We start from the raw sequence: 16,432 nt of genomic DNA, 5'->3' as shown, positions 1-16,432 counted from the left end.
CAGCGGGAAGGCGTGGTCCCCTAGCCGCCACTGCCGCGCTTGAGGATCAGCGCACGGTAATGCCCGGGGTTGCAGCCGAACCACTTGCGAAACGCCTTGTAGAACGAACTGCTGTCGGCAAAGCCCAGGCGTTCGGCGATTTCGCTCATGGCTGCGTCTTCCTGGCTCAGCCAGGCAATCGCCAGCTCACGCCGCACACTGTCCTTCAACCCCTGGTAATTCTGACCCTCTTCGGCCAGCCGCCGGCGCAGGGTAGAGGGCGACAGGCACAACTGCCGCGCCAGGCTGTCACCATCGGGCCACTGCCCCGGATCCAGGCGCAGCAGGTCGGTGCGAATGCGCCGCCCGAGGCTGGCCGGGTCACGGTACTTGACCAGGATGTTGCCCGGCGCCTCGGCCAGAAAACGCTGCAGTTCTTCTTCGCTGCGCCGCAGCGGCAGCTCAAGGCATTCGGCAGCGATGATCATGCGTGTGCGCGGGCGCTCGAACTGCAGGTTTTCCGAAAACATCACCCGGTAGTCATCGCAGAACGGCGGTTCGGCACAGCGCAGATCGATGGCCAGGATCGGGATACGTCGCCCGGCCAGCCAGCAGGTCACACCGTGCACGATCATCCAGAAGGTGAAATAGGTGAAAGCGCGGCGCGGGGTGTCACGCGGTTCATTGATGACGATTTCGGCCAGGCCCTGCTGGCGCACCAGGCTTGGCTGCAGGTCTTCAAGCATCAGTGACAGAAACGCCAGCGCGGTTTCCAGGCCAGCGCCCAGGGTCGGCTGGCCCATGCTGGCACGGCACATGAACGCCAGGCTGCCGCTGCGCAGACCGCGCGGGTCCATGGCGAAGAACTCATCGTTGCAGCGCCGCGCCAGCAGGCGCCAGAGCCGGGCATAGGACTCGGCGCTGACTCGCGCCGCAGGCAGGTGCAGCTGTTCGACGGCGATACCCGCCCGGGCCAGCAAGCCGATATCGGGCTCGCCAGCGGGGCAGGTCTGCAACAGCGCCTCGCGTACCAGCTGCATGGAAATGGTGTCTTTCTCGCTCATCAACGGTCCTGTCGGCTCAATGCCGGCCATCTTAGGCCGCCCGATTGAAAACAGCCATCACAGCCCAGCCGCCAGACCGAGGAACGCCTGGATCAGGCGCAGCTCACGGCGGCGCTCCAGGCAGCCGATCAGGTGCTGGTTGACCAGGCCGTCACCGGCCAGCGGGCGCGCCACTACCCGCGGGTCATTGGCGACTTCGGTGGACGACACCACGCCAATGCCCAGCTCCGAGGCCACCGCTTCGGTCACCGCCTCGCGGCTATCCAGCTCCAGCAGCACCCGAGGTTGCACAGCGGCCTTGCTGCAGGCCTTGTCGAAGGTGCGCCGGGTGGTGGAGCTGGGCTCGCGCAACACCATGATCTGCTGGTGCAGCTCGGCCAGCGGCAAATCACCCTCGCCGCTGGCCCAGGCATGCCCCGCCGGCAGCAAGGCGCACAACCGCGACTCGCACAGGTTCTGCAAATGCAGGCCTTTGCGCGGCTCGATCTCGGTCAGCACGGCCACGTCGGCATGCTCGCTGAGCAATGCCGCCAAAGTTTCCTGGGCATTGCCCAAGCGCAGGTTGACGGTAATGCCCGGGTAGCGCTCGCGCAGCAGCGCCAGCATCGGCATGACCCGGTGCGGGCCATCGGCCGCCACCTCCAGGCGCCCGGTCAGCAATTGGCGATTAGCCTCGAGCATGGCCTGCGCCTCTTCGGCCAGCCCGAACATGGCGCGGGTGATGGCTGCCAGGCGGGTGCCCTCTTCGGTCAACTCAACCCGCCGCGCGGTACGCCGCAGCAAGGTGATCTGGTAGTGCTCCTCCAGCGCCTTCACGTGCCCGGTCACTGCCGGCTGGCTGATGAACAGGCGTGCGGCGGCACGGGTGAAGCTGCCCTCACGGGCCACGGCATCGAAGGCACGCAACTGGAACAGGTTCATATTTATCGGCCTTACTTATAGCTCGGATAACAACAAACAATTTGATTGATGACAGCGCCAATTGCAACCTAGGCCCCGTAGTTTCAGCCCACCGCTTGTGAGGAATAACGGAATGAGCAACGCCCCGATTCTGCTGACCCCCGGTCCCCTGACCACATCAATCCGCACCCGCCAAGCCATGCTGGTGGACTGGGGCTCCTGGGACCGCGACTTCAACCAACTGACTGCCAGTGTCTGCGAGCAACTGCTGGCCATCATCGATGGCAGCGCCAGCCACCACTGCGTGCCCCTGCAAGGCAGCGGCACCTTCGCCGTGGAAGCGGCCATCGGCACCCTGGTGCCGCGTGACGGCAAGGTCCTGGTGCTGATCAATGGCGCCTATGGCCAGCGCCTGGCGAAGATCTGCAAAGTGCTGGGCCGTGCCTACAGCACCTTCGAAACCGCCGAAGACCAGCCGACCACCGCCGCCGACGTCGACCGCCTGCTGGCCGCCGACCCGGCCATCACCCATGTCGCGCTGATCCACTGCGAAACCAGCACCGGCATCCTCAACCCGCTGCCCGAGATCGCCCAAGTGGTCAAAGGCCACGGCAAGCGCCTGATCATCGACGCCATGAGCTCGTTCGGCGCACTGCCGATCGATGCCCGCGCCATCCCCTTCGAGGCGCTGATCGCCGCCTCCGGCAAATGCCTGGAAGGGGTACCTGGCATGGGCTTCGTGTTTGCCGAGAAAACCGCCCTGGCCGCTGCCGAAGGCAACGCCCACTCGCTGGCCATGGACCTGCACGACCAGCACACCTACATGGCCAAGACCGGCCAATGGCGCTTCACCCCGCCGACCCACGTGGTCGCTGCCCTGCACGAAGCGCTGCAGCAATACAACGAGGAGGGAGGCCTGCCGGCACGCCACCGGCGCTATGCCGACAACTGCAAGACCTTGCTCGACGGCATGGCCGCCATCGGCCTGCGCAGCTTCCTGCCCGCCGAGATCCAGGCGCCGATCATCGTCACCTTCCACGCACCGAACGATCCCCGCTACCAGTTCAAGGACTTCTACGAGCGGGTCAAGGCCAAGGGCTTCATCCTCTACCCGGGCAAGCTGACCCAGGTGGAAACCTTCCGTGTCGGCTGCATCGGCGTGGTCGGAGCGGATGGCATGCAGGCCGCCGTGAATGCCGTGGCCGAGGTGCTGCGGGAAATGGAAGTGCTGGACATCTGACCCTTTGCCCACCCAATTTCAGGAACAAGCGCACATGAACTACAGCAACCCTACCCAGCTGCAAGCCGCCATCCTCGACTGGGCCGGCACCGTGGTCGACTTCGGCTCCTTCGCCCCGACCCAGATCTTTGTCGAAGCCTTTGCCGAATTCGATGTGCAGGTGTCCATCGAAGAAGCCCGTGGCCCGATGGGCATGGGCAAGTGGGACCACATCCGCACCCTGTGCGATGTGCCGGAAATTGCCGAGCGCTACCGCAAGGTGTTCGGCCGTACCCCGACCGACGATGATGTCACCGCCATCTACAACCGCTTCATGCCGCTGCAGATCGAGAAGATCGCCGTGCACTCGGCGCTGATCCCCGGCGCCCTGGACACTCTCACCGGGCTGCGCCAGGACGGCCTGAAGATCGGCTCTTGCTCGGGCTACCCGAAGGTGGTGATGGACAAGGTGGTGGAGCTGGCCGCGCAGAACGGCTACGTGGCCGACCATGTGGTGGCCACCGACGAAACCCCGAACGGCCGCCCATGGCCGGCCCAGGCCCTGGCCAACGTGATCGCGCTGGGTATCGACGATGTGGCGGCGTGCGTGAAGGTCGACGATACCGTGCCGGGCATTCTCGAAGGCCGCCGTGCCGGCATGTGGACCGTGGCCCTGGTGTGCTCGGGCAATGCCCTGGGGCTGACCTGGGAAGGCTACCGCGCGCTGAGCGCCGAGAAGCTGGAAAGCGAGCGCCAGCGCATCCACGCCCTGTTCGCTGGCTCCCGCCCGCACTACCTGATCGACACCATCAACGAACTGCCCGAAGTGATCGCCGACATCAACCGGCGCCTGGCCAAGGGTGAGATGCCGCAAACATCCTGACCCGGCCATGGGGCCGCGTTGCGGCCCATCGCCGGCAAGCCAGCTCCCACAGGTCCAGCGACAATCTTGAGAACAACGCTGTACCTGTGGGAGCTGGCTTGCCGGCGATGGGCTGCAAAGCAGCCCCAGCAAGGCCCGCCCCTACTCCGGCAACTGCACCCGGGGTTTGGTTGCCGCGAAGATCGCCCAGCTCGACACGAACAGCGCCGCGATCAACGGCCCGATCACGAAGCCGTTGAGCCCGAACACCGCCAGCCCGCCCAGCGTCGACACCAAAATCAGGTAGTCCGGCATGCGCGTGTCCTTGCCCACCAGGATCGGCCGCAACAAGTTGTCCACCAGACCGATCACCAGCACACCGAACGCGGTCAGTATCACCCCCGACAAAATCGCACCGGTCAGCAGGAAATACGCCGCCACCGGTGCCCACACGATCCCCGCCCCCACCGCCGGCAACAGCGACAGAAACGCCATCAGCACCGCCCATACCAGCGCACTCGGGATATCCAGCACCCAGAAAATGAAACCGCCCAGCGCCCCCTGGGTAATGGCCACCAGCACGTTGCCTTTTACCGTCGCCCGCACCACACGGTTGAACTTCAGTTGCAAACGGCGCTTCTGGTGTTCGGGCAACGGCACTGCCAGACGCACCTGGCGGGCGACATCCGCGCCTTCGCGCAGGAAGAAGAACAACAGGTACATCATGATGCCGAAGCTGATCACGAACTCGAACGTGCCCTGCCCAAAGTTGAACGCCTGGCTGGCCAGCACCTGGCTGCCCTGGGTGGCCCATTTGGTGATCTTGTCGCGTAGCCCGTCGAGGTTGCCCATGCCCATGCTGTCCAGGCCCTGCTGGGCAAACGCCGGAAGCATGTCCTTGCCGCGCTCGACATAGCCGGCAATATCCAGCTCCCCGTGCTCGATGCGCTGGTACAGGGCGGCTCCCTCCTGCACCAGCAACGCGCTGGTGATGATCACCGGCAGGATCGCCACCAGCAGGCACACCAGCAAGGTGGCCGCCGCAGCCAGGTTGCGCCTTCGGCCGAAACGCAGCAGCAGGTGGCGCTGCAGCGGGGCGAACAGGATGCCGAGTATCACCGCCCAGAAGATCGCACCGTAGTACGGCAGCAGGATCCAGATGAAGGCAATGGTCACCAGCGCCAGCAGTACTGCCAGGGCTTTGTTCTGCAGGGCGGTCTGGTTCATCGCGGGTCCTCGCATGGCTTATGCGTTATTAGTGCACCGCGCCTTGGCAAAAGTGCCGCCATTTCCTTGATGCAAATCAATACGCGCCGTATCTGCCAGCCCTAGCATCCGCGCCTTTTGCTCCGGTGCGCACATGAACCCTATCGCCAAGCCCGAACTGCTGGCCCCCGCCGGCACCCTCAAGACCATGCGCTACGCCTTCGCCTATGGCGCCGACGCGGTCTACGCCGGCCAGCCACGCTACAGCTTGCGGGTGCGCAACAACGAGTTCGACCATGCCAACCTGGCCCTGGGCATCCAGGAGGCGCATGCCTTGGGCAAACGCTTCTACGTGGTGGTCAACATTGCCCCGCACAATGCCAAGCTCAAGACCTTCCTCAAGGACCTGGCGCCGGTGATCGAGATGGCACCGGACGCGCTGATCATGTCCGACCCAGGCCTGATCATGCTGGTACGCCAGCACTTTCCGCAAATGCCGGTGCACCTGTCGGTGCAGGCCAACACGGTCAACTGGGCCAGCGTGCAATTCTGGCAGCAACTGGGCCTGAGCCGGGTAATCCTGTCGCGCGAACTGTCGCTCGAAGAGATCGAGGAAATCCGCCAGCAGGTGCCGGGCATGGAGCTGGAGGTGTTTGTCCACGGTGCCCTGTGCATGGCCTACTCCGGCCGTTGCCTGCTGTCGGGCTACCTCAACAAGCGCGATGCCAACCAGGGCACCTGCACCAACGCCTGCCGCTGGAAGTACGACGCCACACCTGCCACCGAGAACGCCACCGGCGACATCGTGCGCGAAGTGCAGCCGACCCTGGGCCTGGGTGCACCGACCGAGCAGGTATTCCTGCTGCAGGAAAGCAACCGCCCCGGCACCGAAATGCCGGCGTTCGAAGACGAGCACGGCACCTACATCATGAATGCCAAGGACCTGCGCGCCATCCAGCACGTCGGGCGCCTGGCCGCCATGGGCGTGCACTCGCTGAAGATCGAAGGCCGTACCAAATCGCACTTCTACTGCGCCCGCGCCGTGCAGTCGTACCGCCAGGCGATCGACGATGCGGTGGCCGGGCGACCATTCGACCGCTCGCTGATGGACAACCTCGAATCCTTGGCCCAACGCGGTTACACCGAAGGCTTCTTGCGCCGCCATGTGCACGACGAATACCAGAACTACCAGCGCGGTAACTCGGTGTCCGAGCGCCAGCAGTTCGTTGGCGAGCTGACCGGGGCACGCGTCGACGGCCTGGCCGAGGTCAAGGTGAAGAATCGCTTCGCCGTGGGCGACCACCTGGAACTGATGACCCCGCGCGGCAACTACCACTTCGATCTCGAGCACATGAGCAACGGCCAGCAGCAACCGCTTCAGGTCGCCCCAGGCGATGGCCACACCATCTACCTTCCTGTTCCCGAGCAGGTGCCGTTGGCATATGGCCTGCTGATGCGTGACCTGCCAGCTTGAGCAAGGTGGCTGTGGCTAGAGCTCGATCCTGGTAACGGCACCAAGCCGTCGGTCGCCCAACTCTTTACGAATCTGCTGACGGAAACCGGCAAAACGTTCCACGTCAAAACGATAAACAGTGCCGGTGTTCCACACGACGATGTCACGCTGGGTCTCGCTCCAGAATCCGAAGTCGCGCATCTCCACGGTGCCATTGAAGCGAAACGAGTAGACCGCCAGATGGATCTGGCCCTCCTCGTCCTTCTGGCAGGGTGTGATCAGAAAGGATGAGGCGACGTCGTTCTGCCAACCCGACTGCAGGAACTTGCTGGCGTGTGCACTGATTCGCAGTTCCTGCATGGATGCGCGCGCCAGTTGGGCCAACAGCGTCGGTGTGCTGCCTGTGCCGATGGGCTCGAGCCTGGTATCGAAATCGTCATGGTCCCTGATGACCTGGGGCGGTAACTCCAGGGCGGCCGTCCTTACGCAGCCATGTTTCTCCAGGCGATTGCGGAAGCGGTCGAACCAGCTTTTCCATAGTTCGTCCCGGTCGAGAAAGCGGCTTGCGAACTCATCGGCATGGTCCAGCAACGTTTGCACGTCCAGGCGTTCCTCTTCGGACAGGTTTGGTCCGATGCCGATCAGATTGGTCTTGGAGTACAACAGGCAGTCCAGTGGTAGGGTCATGATCAAGCAGGCTCTCAGATAGGTGTGCCGCACGTTAGCCAGCGTGATGACAGGCCGGCATCCGGAACCAGTACCTGGCAGGTAGACTGGCTGCCTGGCAACGCTGGTGAAGGGCAACAGGCCGCGCTGCGCCTGAAGGCCGCTTGCGCTATGCTGCTGGCCAACCGCTGGATACCGGACCGCCCCTGGGGCCGCAACGACACCGGGCGCGAGCAAGGCACAGGCCTGGTCGCCGGTATCCGCCCACGTTTTTGAAGGAGTGTTTCATGATGCTGCGTAAACACCTGCTGCCCCTGGGCCTGCTGGCCATCACCGGCCTGGCCCAGGCTGCCGAGACCATCGACGTCTACCGCGACCCCAACTGTGGCTGCTGCAAGGCCTGGATCAGCCACCTGCGCGACAACGGCTTCACCGTCAACGACCATGTCGAGCCGAACATGAGCGAGGTGAAGCAACGCCTGGGCGTGGCGCCACGCCTGGCGTCGTGCCATACCGGGGTGATCGATGGCAAGTTCGTCGAAGGCCATGTGCCGGCCGAGCAGGTGCGCCTGCTGGCCAAGCGCAACGACCTCAAGGGCCTGGCCGTGCCGGGCATGCCCATGGGCTCGCCCGGCATGGAAATGGGTGACCACAAGGATGCCTACCAGGTCATCGGCGTGACCCAGGACGGCAAGGACACCGTGGTCGCCAACTACTGATGCTCAGCCTGTGGGCGCTGTTCCTCAGCGCCTTCGGCGCCGCCACCCTGCTACCGCTGCAATCGGAGGCCGTGCTGGTCGGCCTTTTGCTGCGCCAGCCCGAGGCCTGGGCCACCCTGCTGCTGGTGGCGACCCTGGGCAATGTGCTGGGCTCGGTGGTCAACTGGGTGCTGGGCCGGGCCATCGAGCATCTGCGTGACAAGCGCTGGTTCCCGTTCAGCCCTGCCCAGCTGGAGCGCGCGCAGCAGCGCTACCAGCGCTGGGGGCAATGGTCGTTGCTGCTCAGCTGGATGCCGGTGATCGGTGACCCGCTGACGCTAATCGCCGGCATCATGCGTGAGCCGTTCTGGCGCTTCCTGCTGCTGGTGACCCTGGCCAAGGCCGGCCGCTATGGGGTGCTGGCGATGATTACCCTGGGCTGGTTTCACGCCTGGTAACACCTTTCACGTTCCGCGTGGTCCACTGACTGCTACAGTCGCCCCTTCCTACATGGCCCTACACGGAGTGCCCCCATGCTGCGCGCAACCGCCCTGGCCCTGGCCTGCCTCGCCGGCAGTTCGGCCATCGCCGCCGAATCGCCCACCTACGGTCCTCAGTTGGAAGGCTTCAGCTACCCGCATCCGCTCAAGCATTTCGACTTCAAGTCCCAGGGTCAGGCCCTGCAGATGGGCTACATGGACGTGCCCGCCCAGGGCCAGGCCAACGGTCACAGCGTGGTGCTGATGCATGGCAAGAACTTCTGCGCCGCCACCTGGGAAACCACCATCGATGCTTTGAGCAAGGCTGGCTACCGGGTCATCGCCCCCGATCAGGTCGGCTTCTGCAGCTCCAGCAAGCCGGCGTATTACCAGTACAGCTTCCAGCAACTGGCGAGCAATACCCATGCCCTGCTCGAACAGCTGGGGGTGAAGCAAAGCATCGTGCTCGGCCACTCCACCGGCGGCATGCTCGCCACCCGCTATGCGTTGATGTACCCGCAGCAGGTGGAGCGCCTGGCGATGGTCAACCCCATCGGGCTGGAAGACTGGAAAGCCCTGGGCGTGCCCTACCGCACGGTGGACCAGTGGTATGCGCGCGAGCTCAAGCTGGATGCCAACGGCGTGCGCGAGTATGAGCGCAAGACCTACTACGCCGGGCGCTGGAAGCCGGAGTACGAGCGCTGGGTGCAGATGCTGGTGGGCCTGAACAAGGGGCCGGGGCATGAAGCAGTGGCGTGGAACTCGGCGCTGATCTACGACATGATCTTCACCCAGCCGGTGTACCACGAGTTCAAGGACCTGCAGATGCCCACCCTGCTGCTGATCGGTGACCAGGACACCACGGCCATCGGCAGTGATATCGCGCCGCCGGAGGTGAAAGCGAAGCTGGGCAAGTATGCAGTGCTGGGGCCGCAGGTGGCCAAGCTGATCCCCAAGGGTGAGCTGATTACCTTTGAAGGCATGGGGCATGCGCCGCAGATCGAGGAGCCGGTGCGGTTCAACCGTACGCTGGTCGAGTGGTTAGGGCGCTAGATCTAATTTGGGGGCCGCTTTGCGGCCCATCGCCGGCAAGCCAGCTCCCACCTTGACCGCATCAACCTCAAGCTTTGTTCAACACCTGTGGAAGCTGCCCAGCTCTTGAGCGTAGCGCGGTCGAGGTGGGAGCTGGCTTGCCGGCAATGGGCTGCGCAGCAGCCCCTTTGGCCCGTCACATCTTCCAGACCTGCTCCTCGGTCCAGCCCAGCTCGGCAAAATCCGCCGCCCGCAACACCGCCTCCTCCTCGCAGAAAAACTCATCCAGCTGCGGCGGCCTCACTGCCGTATCACTGAGCATCGCATGCACCTGCCCACGATGATGTATCTGGTGCTCGAACAGGTGCGCCAACAACCGCAGCCGTTGCTCGCGCTGTACCCGCTCGGGGCGCACGATGCTCACATAGCGCGCCAGCTCACCATCGCGCAGGCCCCGGCAATAGGCGATCAGCCGGTGATCGGCCTGGGCCTGTTCGGCGTGCAGGTCGGTGCAGGTGGCAAACGGCTGTTCGGGGTCGAAGAAGCGCTCGCCGTCGGCGTCGGGCTGCTCGCCACGCTGCTCGCACTCGAGCATGTGCAGGTAGAACCAGTCCACCGTCAGCAGGTGGTTGAGGGTGGCCTTGATCGACGGGAAAAAACTGCAGCGGGGGGCGACGAATTCGTCCTGGGTCAGTTGCAGGCAGGCCTTGTACAGACGGTGGTTGGCCCAGCCATTGTTGTAGGCCTGGGTCAGCAGATGATGCGACAGCGGCTCCATGGTTCGGCTCCTTTTCAGGCGAAGCGTTGCAGTTGCATCTCCCGTAGCCGGCTCAGGGTCCGTTGGTACGGGAACGCCAGATACCCTTGAGTGTAGAGGGCATCCAGCGGCACCTGTGCCTCCAGGTACAACGCCACCCGGCGGTCGTAGCATTCGTCGACCAGGGCTATGAAGCGGCGCACCGCGTCGTCCTTGGGCGACAGCGCCGGCAGCTCGCGGTCGCCCGCTGCCACCCGCGCCGCAGCATCCTCGGTGCCCCGGGCAATACGCCCGGCCCGCTGTTCACCCCCCAGCGCCGGAATGCCCGACACCAGGATGGCCGGGAACCGGTCGCACAGGGCCATGAACTCCATGGCCGCCAGCGGCTGTTCGCACAGGTCGGTGAAGCGGCACCAGATGGCTTGCGCGCTGCGCCGCACCACCTGCACCTGCCGGGAGCCGATCGCCAAGGGCTGATCGTGGCCTTCGTCGCCGGGGCTGAGCTGGCGGAACACCTCGCCCAACTGGCTGGCCTGCCCCGCTTGCGCCACCCAGTAACGCTGGCGCTCGGCGCCGGGGTGCAGGCGGTGGTCCTGCTCGCCGGCTACCAGCAGCACCTGCATGTGCCGCTGGATGGCGGCGATGGCCGGCAGGAACCGCTCGCGGTTGAAGCCGTCGCGGTACAGCTGCTCGGGTGGCTGGTTAGAGGTGGCGACAATCACCACGCCTTGGTCGAACAGTACCTGGAACAGGCGGCCGAGGATGATCGCGTCACCGATGTCGTTGACGAACAGCTCGTCGAAGCACAGCACGCGAATCTGCCCGGCCAGTTCCCCGGCCAGCGCCAGCAGCGGGTCGGCGGTGCCGTTGAGCTGGAACAGGCGCTGGTGGACCCAGGCCATGAAGTGATGGAAGTGCTGGCGCCGGCTGGGTACCCGCAGGCAGCGGTGGAACTGGTCCATCAGCCAGGTCTTGCCCCGGCCGACCGGGCCCCAGAGGTAGATACCCTGGGTGGGGCGGCCCTGTTCGACGGCCTGGAAACAGGCCTGCAAGGCTTCGACGGCGCGGGCCTGGGCGGGGTCGGCGACATAGCCCTGGGTGGTCAGGGCCTGCTGGTAGAGGGAATGGGGATCGATAGCCATGCGGCATTATCTGCACCGGCCTCATCGCCGGCAAGCCAGCTCCCACAGGGATAGCGCATGGCTTGGGGCCAATGCGGTCGAGGTGGGAGCTGGCTTGCCGGCGATGAGGCCGGTGCAAGTGACTTTGGCTCAGCTATCTCCCAATCCAACTTTCAGCAGCGCGCCGTCCTTGTCATCGGTCAGCACATACAGGTAGCCATCCGGCCCCACCCGCACATCGCGGATACGCGCCTTCAGCTCACCCAGCAAACGCTCTTCATGCACCACCTTGTCGCCATCCAGTTGCAGGCGGATCAGATCCTGGGTGGCCAGCGCGCCAATGAACAGATTGTGGTCCCAGGCCTTGAACCTAAGGCTGTCGTAGAACGCCATGCCGCTGATACCCGGCGACTTCTCCCATACATGGTGCGGGTCGACCATACCCTGTACATGCTTGCCCTTGGCCTCGGGGATCGGCAGCAGCGAGTAGTTGATGCCGTGGGTCGCAATCGGCCAGCCATAGTTCTTGCCGGGTTCGGGAATGTTGATCTCGTCGCCGCCGCGCGGGCCATGCTCGTGGGTCCACAGCTTGCCGGTCCAGGGGTTGAGTGCGGCGCCTTGCTGATTGCGGTGGCCGAACGACCAGATCTCCGGCCGCACATTGTCCTTGCCGACGAAGGGGTTGTCCCTGGGCACTTCGCCGTCCGGCAAGATACGCACGATCTTGCCTTGCAGCTTGTCCAGGTCCTGGGCAGTCGGGCGCTGGTTGTTTTCACCGAGGGCGATGAACAGGTAGCCGTCGCGGTCGAACACCAGACGCGAGCCAAAGTGGTTGCCCTCCGACAGTTTGGGCTGCTGGCGGAAGATGACGTTGAAGTTTTCCAGCCGGGCGCGGTCCTGGGACAACTGGCCACGGCCGACCGCCGTACCGGCCTTGCCGTCACTGCCCTCTTCGGCGTAGGACAGGTAGACGGTGCGGTCCTTGGCGAACTCCGGCGACAGCACCACATCCAGCAAGCCGCCCTGGCCCTCGGCCCAGACCTTGGGCACACCGCTGATCGGCGGGCCGACCTTGCCTTCGGCATTGACCACCCGCAAGTTGCCGGCACGCTCGGTGACCAGCATGTCCTTGCCGCCCGGCAGGAACGCCAGGGCCCAGGGATTGCGCAGGCCGTCGGCCAGGGTGCTGACGGTCAAGGTGCCTTCTTCACTGCGAAACTGCTGTTCGGCCGCCGCCTGCGCCAAAAGGGGCAGGACTGCGGTGGCGGTCAGGGTTACAAGCCAGGGTGCTCGAAGCATGCAGGATTCCTTTCGTAGGGCGCTCATGGCGCGCGCGGGTTGTCGCGGGGTGGTCGGCTGGGCTCCAGGTTCGGGGTTTGTTGCTGGCGGCGCAGGTTGTCGCCATTGCCGATGCCGCGGTTGTCCAGGGTGGGCGTGCGCTGGTACGGGTCGGTGGACGGGCCGCGCACGGGAGGCGTGGCCGGCATGCTGCCCTGTCGGCTGTTGGGGTTGGCGCGCTGGATCGGGCTGTTGTAGGGGTTGTTGTTGCCGGCGGCGAGTTGCAAGGGCGGCTCGGGGGCCGCTTGCGCGGGCAGGCACAGCACCAGGCCGAGGGCCAGGATGGGCAAGGTCGGGGTCATGCTTCACCTCCTGTACGAAAATGCCGCGCCTGGTGGGTTTGATAGCCTAAGGCGCGAAGGGTTCGCGGCAAAAGTGTGAATGCGGGTGGAGATGATTCCTGATGTTTCAGTATGGGCCTTGGGGGCTGCTGCGCAGCCCTTTCGCGACACAAGGCCGCTCCCACAACCCCCCTACGGACGCCGAATTACTGGCCCTTGTCCACCTTGTGCCGCGCCGCATACAGGCACAGCATTTCCATCGCCAGGGTCGCCCCGGCCAGCGCGGTGATGTCGGCATGGTCATAGGCTGGCGCCACCTCCACCAGGTCCATGCCCACCAGGTTGATGCCGCGCAGCCCGCCAAGGATCTCCAGCGCCTGCACCGTGCTCAGCCCACCGCACACCGGCGTGCCGGTACCGGGCGCATACGCCGGGTCGAGGCAGTCGATATCGAAGGTCAGGTAAACCGGCCGCTCGCCCACCCGCTGGCGAATCGCCGCGATCACCGCCTCGGTGCCCTGCCGGTGCACCTGGCGGGCGTCGAGGATGGCAAAGCCCTGGCTGTCGTCATTGGTGGTGCGCAGGCCGATCTGCACCGAGCTGGCCGGGTCCACCAGGCCTTCGCGGGCGGCATGCCAGAACATGGTGCCGTGGTCGATGCGCTTGCCTTCCTCGTCCGGCCAGGTGTCGCTGTGCGCATCGAAGTGGATCAGCGCCAGCGGGCCATGGCGACGGGCATGGGCCTTGAGCAGCGGGTAGCTGATGAAGTGGTCGCCACCCAGGGTGAGCATGGCGCAGCCTGCTTCCAGAATATGCGTGGCATGGGCCTCGATGCTGTCCGGTACCGACTGCGGGGTGCCGCTGTCGAAGGCGCAATCGCCATAGTCGATCACCGCCAGGTGGTCGAACGGGTCGAACGCCCATGGCCAGTGCCGGGCCCAGGCCTGCTGCACCGAGGCGGCGCGGATCGCCCGCGGGCCGAAGCGCGCACCGGGGCGGTTGCTGGTGGCAGTATCGAACGGCACACCACTGACCACCACATCGACACCACGCAGGTCGCGGCTGTAGCGGCGGCGAGAGAAACTGGTAATACCGGCGTAGGTACTTTCCGCAGCGGTGCCATACAGGCTGTCGCGGGTCATGGCCTGGTCGTTGTTTACGGCTTGCTCCACGGTCGAGCTCCTTTGTCGTTATCGGTTACTGGCGGCTGCGGAACGCGGTCCACAGGCGGTTGCGCTGGCGCAGGTCGGCCAGGGCCATGCTGCGGTCGGCATACAGGCGCTGGCGCACCGCGGCCGACGGGTAGATGTCCGGGTCGTTGCGCACTGCTTCGTCCACCAGCGGCGTGGCCGCCTGGTTGGCGTTGGCGAAGAACAGCGTGTTGGTCAGCGCGGCGACCGACTCGGGCTTGAGCATGAAGGCGATGAACGCCCGCGCGGCCTCGGGGTGCGGGGCGTCCTTGGGAATGACCAGGTTGTCCTGCCACACCAGCGTGCCTTCGCGGGGGATGCGGTAGATCAGCTCGAACGGTTTGCCTGCGCGACGCGCCTGGTCGGCGGCCATCGCCGCATCGCCGTTGTAGGTCAGCGCCAGGCACACGCTACCGTTGGCCAGGTCGCTGATCTGCCGGCCATTGGCGACGTAGCTGATCGACGGCTGCAGCTGGCTCAGCAGGTTCTGCGCGGCGGCCAGGTCGTCCTTGTCCTGGCTGTAAGGGTCCTTGCCCAGGTAGTTCAGGGCCACGCCGATCACCTCCTGGGGCGAGTCGGGCATGGCGATGCCGCAGTCCTTCAGCCGGCTGGCGTACTCGGGCTTGAACAGCAGGTCGAGGCTGTCCAGCGGTACATCACCCAGGCGCTGGCGCACCGCTTCCACATTCACCCCCAGGCCCAGGGTGCCCCAGGTGTAGGGCACGGCATGGCGGTTGCCGGGGTCGGCCTCTGCGAGCTTGGCCAGCAGGTCCTTGTCGAGGTTGGCATAGCCGGGCATGGCCTGGGGATCGAACGGCTGCAGGGCATTTGCCTTGAGCGCCCGGGCCAGTACGGTTGACGACGGCACCACCACGTCATAACCGCTACCACCGGTCAGCAGCTTGGTTTCCAGCACTTCGGTGGTGTCGAAGGTGTCATAGCGCACTTTGTAGCCGGTTTCCCGCTCGAAGCGCTGGAGGGTTTGCGGGGCGACATAGTCGGCCCAGCTGTAGAGGTTGACGACCTTTTCTTCGGCCTGCAGCGGCAAGGCCAGGACCAGGGACAGCAGGCACAACGATCGACGCATGGCGAACACCTCGGCAAATGGGTGGATGCCGCGAGCATGCCAGCCGGGTTACATTGCAGGAATGGCAAGTTTGCAAAGCTGACATTCATCAGGAGCAATGTAATGCTCGGACAAGTGCACGACCCCGACCTGCATCTGCTGCGGCTGTTCGTCACTGTAGTCGAGGCCGGTGGCTTCAGCGCCGCGCAAGGCGTGCTGGGCCTGAGCCAGCCCACCATCAGCCAGCGCATGGCGCAGCTGGAAGCGCGGCTGGGCTACCGCCTGTGCAGCCGCGGCAAAGGTGGCTTTCACCTGACGGAAAAGGGCGCGTTGTTGCTGGACGCCGCCCGTGGGCTATTGCTGAACATCGAACAGTTTCGCCAGCAGGCCAATGGCGTTGCCGGGCGGCTGCTGGGGACCGTGCGCATAGGCATGGCGGAGAACCAGGACAAGGCGGTGAGCCTGAAGCTGGCGGCGGCCATTGCGGCGTTTCGCAGGCGCGAGGAGGCGGTGCAGCTGGAACTGATCAGTGCGCCACCGGCAGAGCTGGAGCGCTTGTTGCTGGAGCAGCGGCTGGATTACGCCATCAGCTACTTTTCCGGCAACCAGGCAGCCTTCGACTACCAGCCGCTGTTCCAGGAGCGGCAACGGCTGTATTGCGGCAAGGGCCATGTGCTGTTCGGTGAGGCTGGTGTTGGCCGGGAGCGGTTGCTGGCGATGGACCAGGTGCGCCATCCGTACCGGTTTCTCAAGGGCGGTGAGCCGTTCCAGAGCCAGCGCAGCATGGCGGTGGCGGAGCAGATCGAGAGCGTGCTGACGTTCATTCTGTCGGGGCGGCATATTGGCTATCTGCCATGCCATTGTGCGCAAGCTTGGGAGGCTGAGGGGCTGTTATGGGCGCTGGACCCGGGGTTGGACTTTGTGGTGCCGTTTACCCTGGCCAGGCACCGGGCGCAAGCGGTTGGCGAGGCACAGCAGGCGTTTGCGCAGGATTTGCTGGCGTCGTTTGCCTGACCTGGCCTCTTCGCGGGCTTGCCCGCTCCCACAGGGGCCTCACAATGCCTGAGGGCGGCGCCGTACCTGTGGGAGCGGGCAAGCCCGCGAAGAGGCCAGGTCAGACA

The 16,432-nt window shown here is 65.1% G+C and carries 18 protein-coding genes; 8 read left to right on the top strand and 10 right to left on the bottom strand.

All coding sequences use genetic code 11. From position 1 onward, the window contains the following. Positions 1–20: 20 nt before the first annotated feature. Both GYA95_RS05040 and GYA95_RS05035 read right to left on the bottom strand, forming a co-directional pair. A complete protein-coding gene (locus GYA95_RS05040) occupies positions 21–1,043 on the bottom strand; it encodes an AraC family transcriptional regulator (RefSeq protein ID WP_015269649.1) in 1,023 nt (340 codons plus the stop codon). Positions 1,044–1,100: 57 nt separating this feature from the next. Further along, positions 1,101–1,964: a LysR substrate-binding domain-containing protein gene (locus GYA95_RS05035; RefSeq protein ID WP_015269648.1), complete on the bottom strand. Its 864-nt coding sequence runs from the start codon at positions 1,962–1,964 to the stop codon at positions 1,101–1,103. Positions 1,965–2,076: 112 nt separating this feature from the next. Between GYA95_RS05035 and GYA95_RS05030 the strand changes: the two genes are divergently transcribed. Together GYA95_RS05030 and phnX are read left to right on the top strand one after the other, a co-directional pair. After that, on the top strand, positions 2,077–3,183 hold the full coding sequence (locus GYA95_RS05030) for a 2-aminoethylphosphonate--pyruvate transaminase (RefSeq protein WP_015269647.1): 1,107 nt from the start codon (positions 2,077–2,079) through the stop codon (positions 3,181–3,183). Between the two features lie 34 nt (positions 3,184–3,217). Next, positions 3,218–4,045, top strand: a complete 828-nt coding sequence (gene phnX, locus GYA95_RS05025) for a phosphonoacetaldehyde hydrolase (protein ID WP_015269646.1) — start codon at positions 3,218–3,220, stop codon at positions 4,043–4,045. 141 nt (positions 4,046–4,186) lie between these two features. On the opposite strand, the gene GYA95_RS05020 is transcribed toward phnX, so the two are convergent. After that, the gene (locus tag GYA95_RS05020; protein WP_015269645.1) at positions 4,187–5,251 is read right to left on the bottom strand and encodes an AI-2E family transporter; all 1,065 of its coding nucleotides are present in this window, start codon (positions 5,249–5,251) and stop codon (positions 4,187–4,189) included. 133 nt (positions 5,252–5,384) lie between these two features. Here GYA95_RS05020 and trhP point away from each other — a divergent pair, with 133 nt between their 5' ends. Further along, complete coding sequence (gene trhP, locus GYA95_RS05015) at positions 5,385–6,704, top strand: prephenate-dependent tRNA uridine(34) hydroxylase TrhP (RefSeq protein WP_015269644.1); 1,320 nt, start codon at positions 5,385–5,387, stop codon at positions 6,702–6,704. Between the two features lie 15 nt (positions 6,705–6,719). Here trhP and GYA95_RS05010 read toward each other — a convergent pair whose 3' ends face one another. Continuing rightward, on the bottom strand, positions 6,720–7,370 hold the full coding sequence (locus GYA95_RS05010) for a hypothetical protein (RefSeq protein WP_015269643.1): 651 nt from the start codon (positions 7,368–7,370) through the stop codon (positions 6,720–6,722). A gap of 24 nt (positions 7,371–7,394) precedes the next feature. On the opposite strand from GYA95_RS05010, the gene GYA95_RS27560 reads away from it, so the two are divergent. From GYA95_RS27560 to GYA95_RS04995, 4 genes are all read left to right on the top strand, one after another. Next, on the top strand, positions 7,395–7,625 hold the full coding sequence (locus GYA95_RS27560; RefSeq protein WP_015269642.1) for a hypothetical protein: 231 nt from the start codon (positions 7,395–7,397) through the stop codon (positions 7,623–7,625). A gap of 14 nt (positions 7,626–7,639) precedes the next feature. Beyond that, positions 7,640–8,068 carry a DUF411 domain-containing protein gene (locus GYA95_RS05005; RefSeq protein WP_015269641.1) on the top strand — a complete coding sequence of 143 codons (429 nt, stop codon included), beginning with the start codon at positions 7,640–7,642 and terminating at the stop codon, positions 8,066–8,068. Next, positions 8,068–8,505: a YqaA family protein gene (locus tag GYA95_RS05000; protein WP_013971818.1), complete on the top strand. Its 438-nt coding sequence runs from the start codon at positions 8,068–8,070 to the stop codon at positions 8,503–8,505. The genes GYA95_RS05005 and GYA95_RS05000 overlap by 1 nt, the downstream gene beginning before the upstream one ends. A gap of 75 nt (positions 8,506–8,580) precedes the next feature. Further along, positions 8,581–9,579 (top strand): alpha/beta fold hydrolase, encoded by a 999-nt coding sequence (locus GYA95_RS04995; protein WP_015269640.1) that lies wholly within the window; start codon positions 8,581–8,583, stop codon positions 9,577–9,579. Positions 9,580–9,754: 175 nt separating this feature from the next. Here GYA95_RS04995 and GYA95_RS04990 read toward each other — a convergent pair whose 3' ends face one another. The 6 genes from GYA95_RS04990 to GYA95_RS04965 all read right to left on the bottom strand — a co-directional run bounded on the left by GYA95_RS04990 (position 9,755) and on the right by GYA95_RS04965 (position 15,332). Then, the gene (locus GYA95_RS04990; RefSeq protein ID WP_015269639.1) at positions 9,755–10,336 is read right to left on the bottom strand and encodes a DinB family protein; all 582 of its coding nucleotides are present in this window, start codon (positions 10,334–10,336) and stop codon (positions 9,755–9,757) included. A 14-nt stretch (positions 10,337–10,350) separates the two neighbouring features. Further along, positions 10,351–11,457 carry a cell division protein ZapE gene (gene zapE / locus GYA95_RS04985; RefSeq protein ID WP_015269638.1) on the bottom strand — a complete coding sequence of 369 codons (1,107 nt, stop codon included), beginning with the start codon at positions 11,455–11,457 and terminating at the stop codon, positions 10,351–10,353. Positions 11,458–11,586: 129 nt separating this feature from the next. Continuing rightward, the gene (locus GYA95_RS04980) at positions 11,587–12,735 is read right to left on the bottom strand and encodes a PQQ-dependent sugar dehydrogenase (protein WP_161551282.1); all 1,149 of its coding nucleotides are present in this window, start codon (positions 12,733–12,735) and stop codon (positions 11,587–11,589) included. Between the two features lie 23 nt (positions 12,736–12,758). Continuing rightward, positions 12,759–13,076 (bottom strand): hypothetical protein, encoded by a 318-nt coding sequence (locus tag GYA95_RS04975; RefSeq protein ID WP_003256290.1) that lies wholly within the window; start codon positions 13,074–13,076, stop codon positions 12,759–12,761. Between the two features lie 185 nt (positions 13,077–13,261). Beyond that, positions 13,262–14,227, bottom strand: a complete 966-nt coding sequence (gene speB / locus GYA95_RS04970; RefSeq protein ID WP_015269636.1) for an agmatinase — start codon at positions 14,225–14,227, stop codon at positions 13,262–13,264. Between the two features lie 25 nt (positions 14,228–14,252). Next, positions 14,253–15,332, bottom strand: coding sequence for an extracellular solute-binding protein (locus GYA95_RS04965; RefSeq protein ID WP_015269635.1), 1,080 nt, complete (start codon positions 15,330–15,332; stop codon positions 14,253–14,255). Between the two features lie 102 nt (positions 15,333–15,434). Here GYA95_RS04965 and GYA95_RS04960 point away from each other — a divergent pair, with 102 nt between their 5' ends. Next, positions 15,435–16,325 carry a LysR family transcriptional regulator gene (locus GYA95_RS04960; protein ID WP_015269634.1) on the top strand — a complete coding sequence of 297 codons (891 nt, stop codon included), beginning with the start codon at positions 15,435–15,437 and terminating at the stop codon, positions 16,323–16,325. The last annotated feature ends 107 nt before the right edge of the window (positions 16,326–16,432 follow it).

It is taken from the genome of Pseudomonas asiatica (genome assembly GCF_009932335.1).
Lineage (GTDB): Bacteria > Pseudomonadota > Gammaproteobacteria > Pseudomonadales > Pseudomonadaceae > Aquipseudomonas > Aquipseudomonas asiatica.
This window is presented reverse-complemented; position numbering and strand designations above follow the sequence as displayed.

Bases quoted from the DNA above. Each gene is read 5' to 3' on its own strand.
- GYA95_RS05040 (WP_015269649.1), bottom strand. From the start codon at position 1,043: ATGAGCGAGAAAGACACCATTTCCATGCAGCTGGTACGCGAGGCGCTG.
- GYA95_RS05035 (WP_015269648.1), bottom strand. From the start codon at position 1,964: ATGAACCTGTTCCAGTTGCGTGCCTTCGATGCCGTGGCCCGTGAGGGC.
- GYA95_RS05030 (WP_015269647.1), top strand. From the start codon at position 2,077: ATGAGCAACGCCCCGATTCTGCTGACCCCCGGTCCCCTGACCACATCA.
- phnX (WP_015269646.1), top strand. From the start codon at position 3,218: ATGAACTACAGCAACCCTACCCAGCTGCAAGCCGCCATCCTCGACTGG.
- GYA95_RS05020 (WP_015269645.1), bottom strand. From the start codon at position 5,251: ATGAACCAGACCGCCCTGCAGAACAAAGCCCTGGCAGTACTGCTGGCG.
- trhP (WP_015269644.1), top strand. From the start codon at position 5,385: ATGAACCCTATCGCCAAGCCCGAACTGCTGGCCCCCGCCGGCACCCTC.
- GYA95_RS05010 (WP_015269643.1), bottom strand. From the start codon at position 7,370: ATGACCCTACCACTGGACTGCCTGTTGTACTCCAAGACCAATCTGATC.
- GYA95_RS05005 (WP_015269641.1), top strand. From the start codon at position 7,640: ATGCTGCGTAAACACCTGCTGCCCCTGGGCCTGCTGGCCATCACCGGC.
- GYA95_RS05000 (WP_013971818.1), top strand. From the start codon at position 8,068: ATGCTCAGCCTGTGGGCGCTGTTCCTCAGCGCCTTCGGCGCCGCCACC.
- GYA95_RS04995 (WP_015269640.1), top strand. From the start codon at position 8,581: ATGCTGCGCGCAACCGCCCTGGCCCTGGCCTGCCTCGCCGGCAGTTCG.
- GYA95_RS04990 (WP_015269639.1), bottom strand. From the start codon at position 10,336: ATGGAGCCGCTGTCGCATCATCTGCTGACCCAGGCCTACAACAATGGC.
- zapE (WP_015269638.1), bottom strand. From the start codon at position 11,457: ATGGCTATCGATCCCCATTCCCTCTACCAGCAGGCCCTGACCACCCAG.
- GYA95_RS04980 (WP_161551282.1), bottom strand. From the start codon at position 12,735: ATGCTTCGAGCACCCTGGCTTGTAACCCTGACCGCCACCGCAGTCCTG.
- GYA95_RS04975 (WP_003256290.1), bottom strand. From the start codon at position 13,076: ATGACCCCGACCTTGCCCATCCTGGCCCTCGGCCTGGTGCTGTGCCTG.
- GYA95_RS04965 (WP_015269635.1), bottom strand. From the start codon at position 15,332: ATGCGTCGATCGTTGTGCCTGCTGTCCCTGGTCCTGGCCTTGCCGCTG.
- GYA95_RS04960 (WP_015269634.1), top strand. From the start codon at position 15,435: ATGCTCGGACAAGTGCACGACCCCGACCTGCATCTGCTGCGGCTGTTC.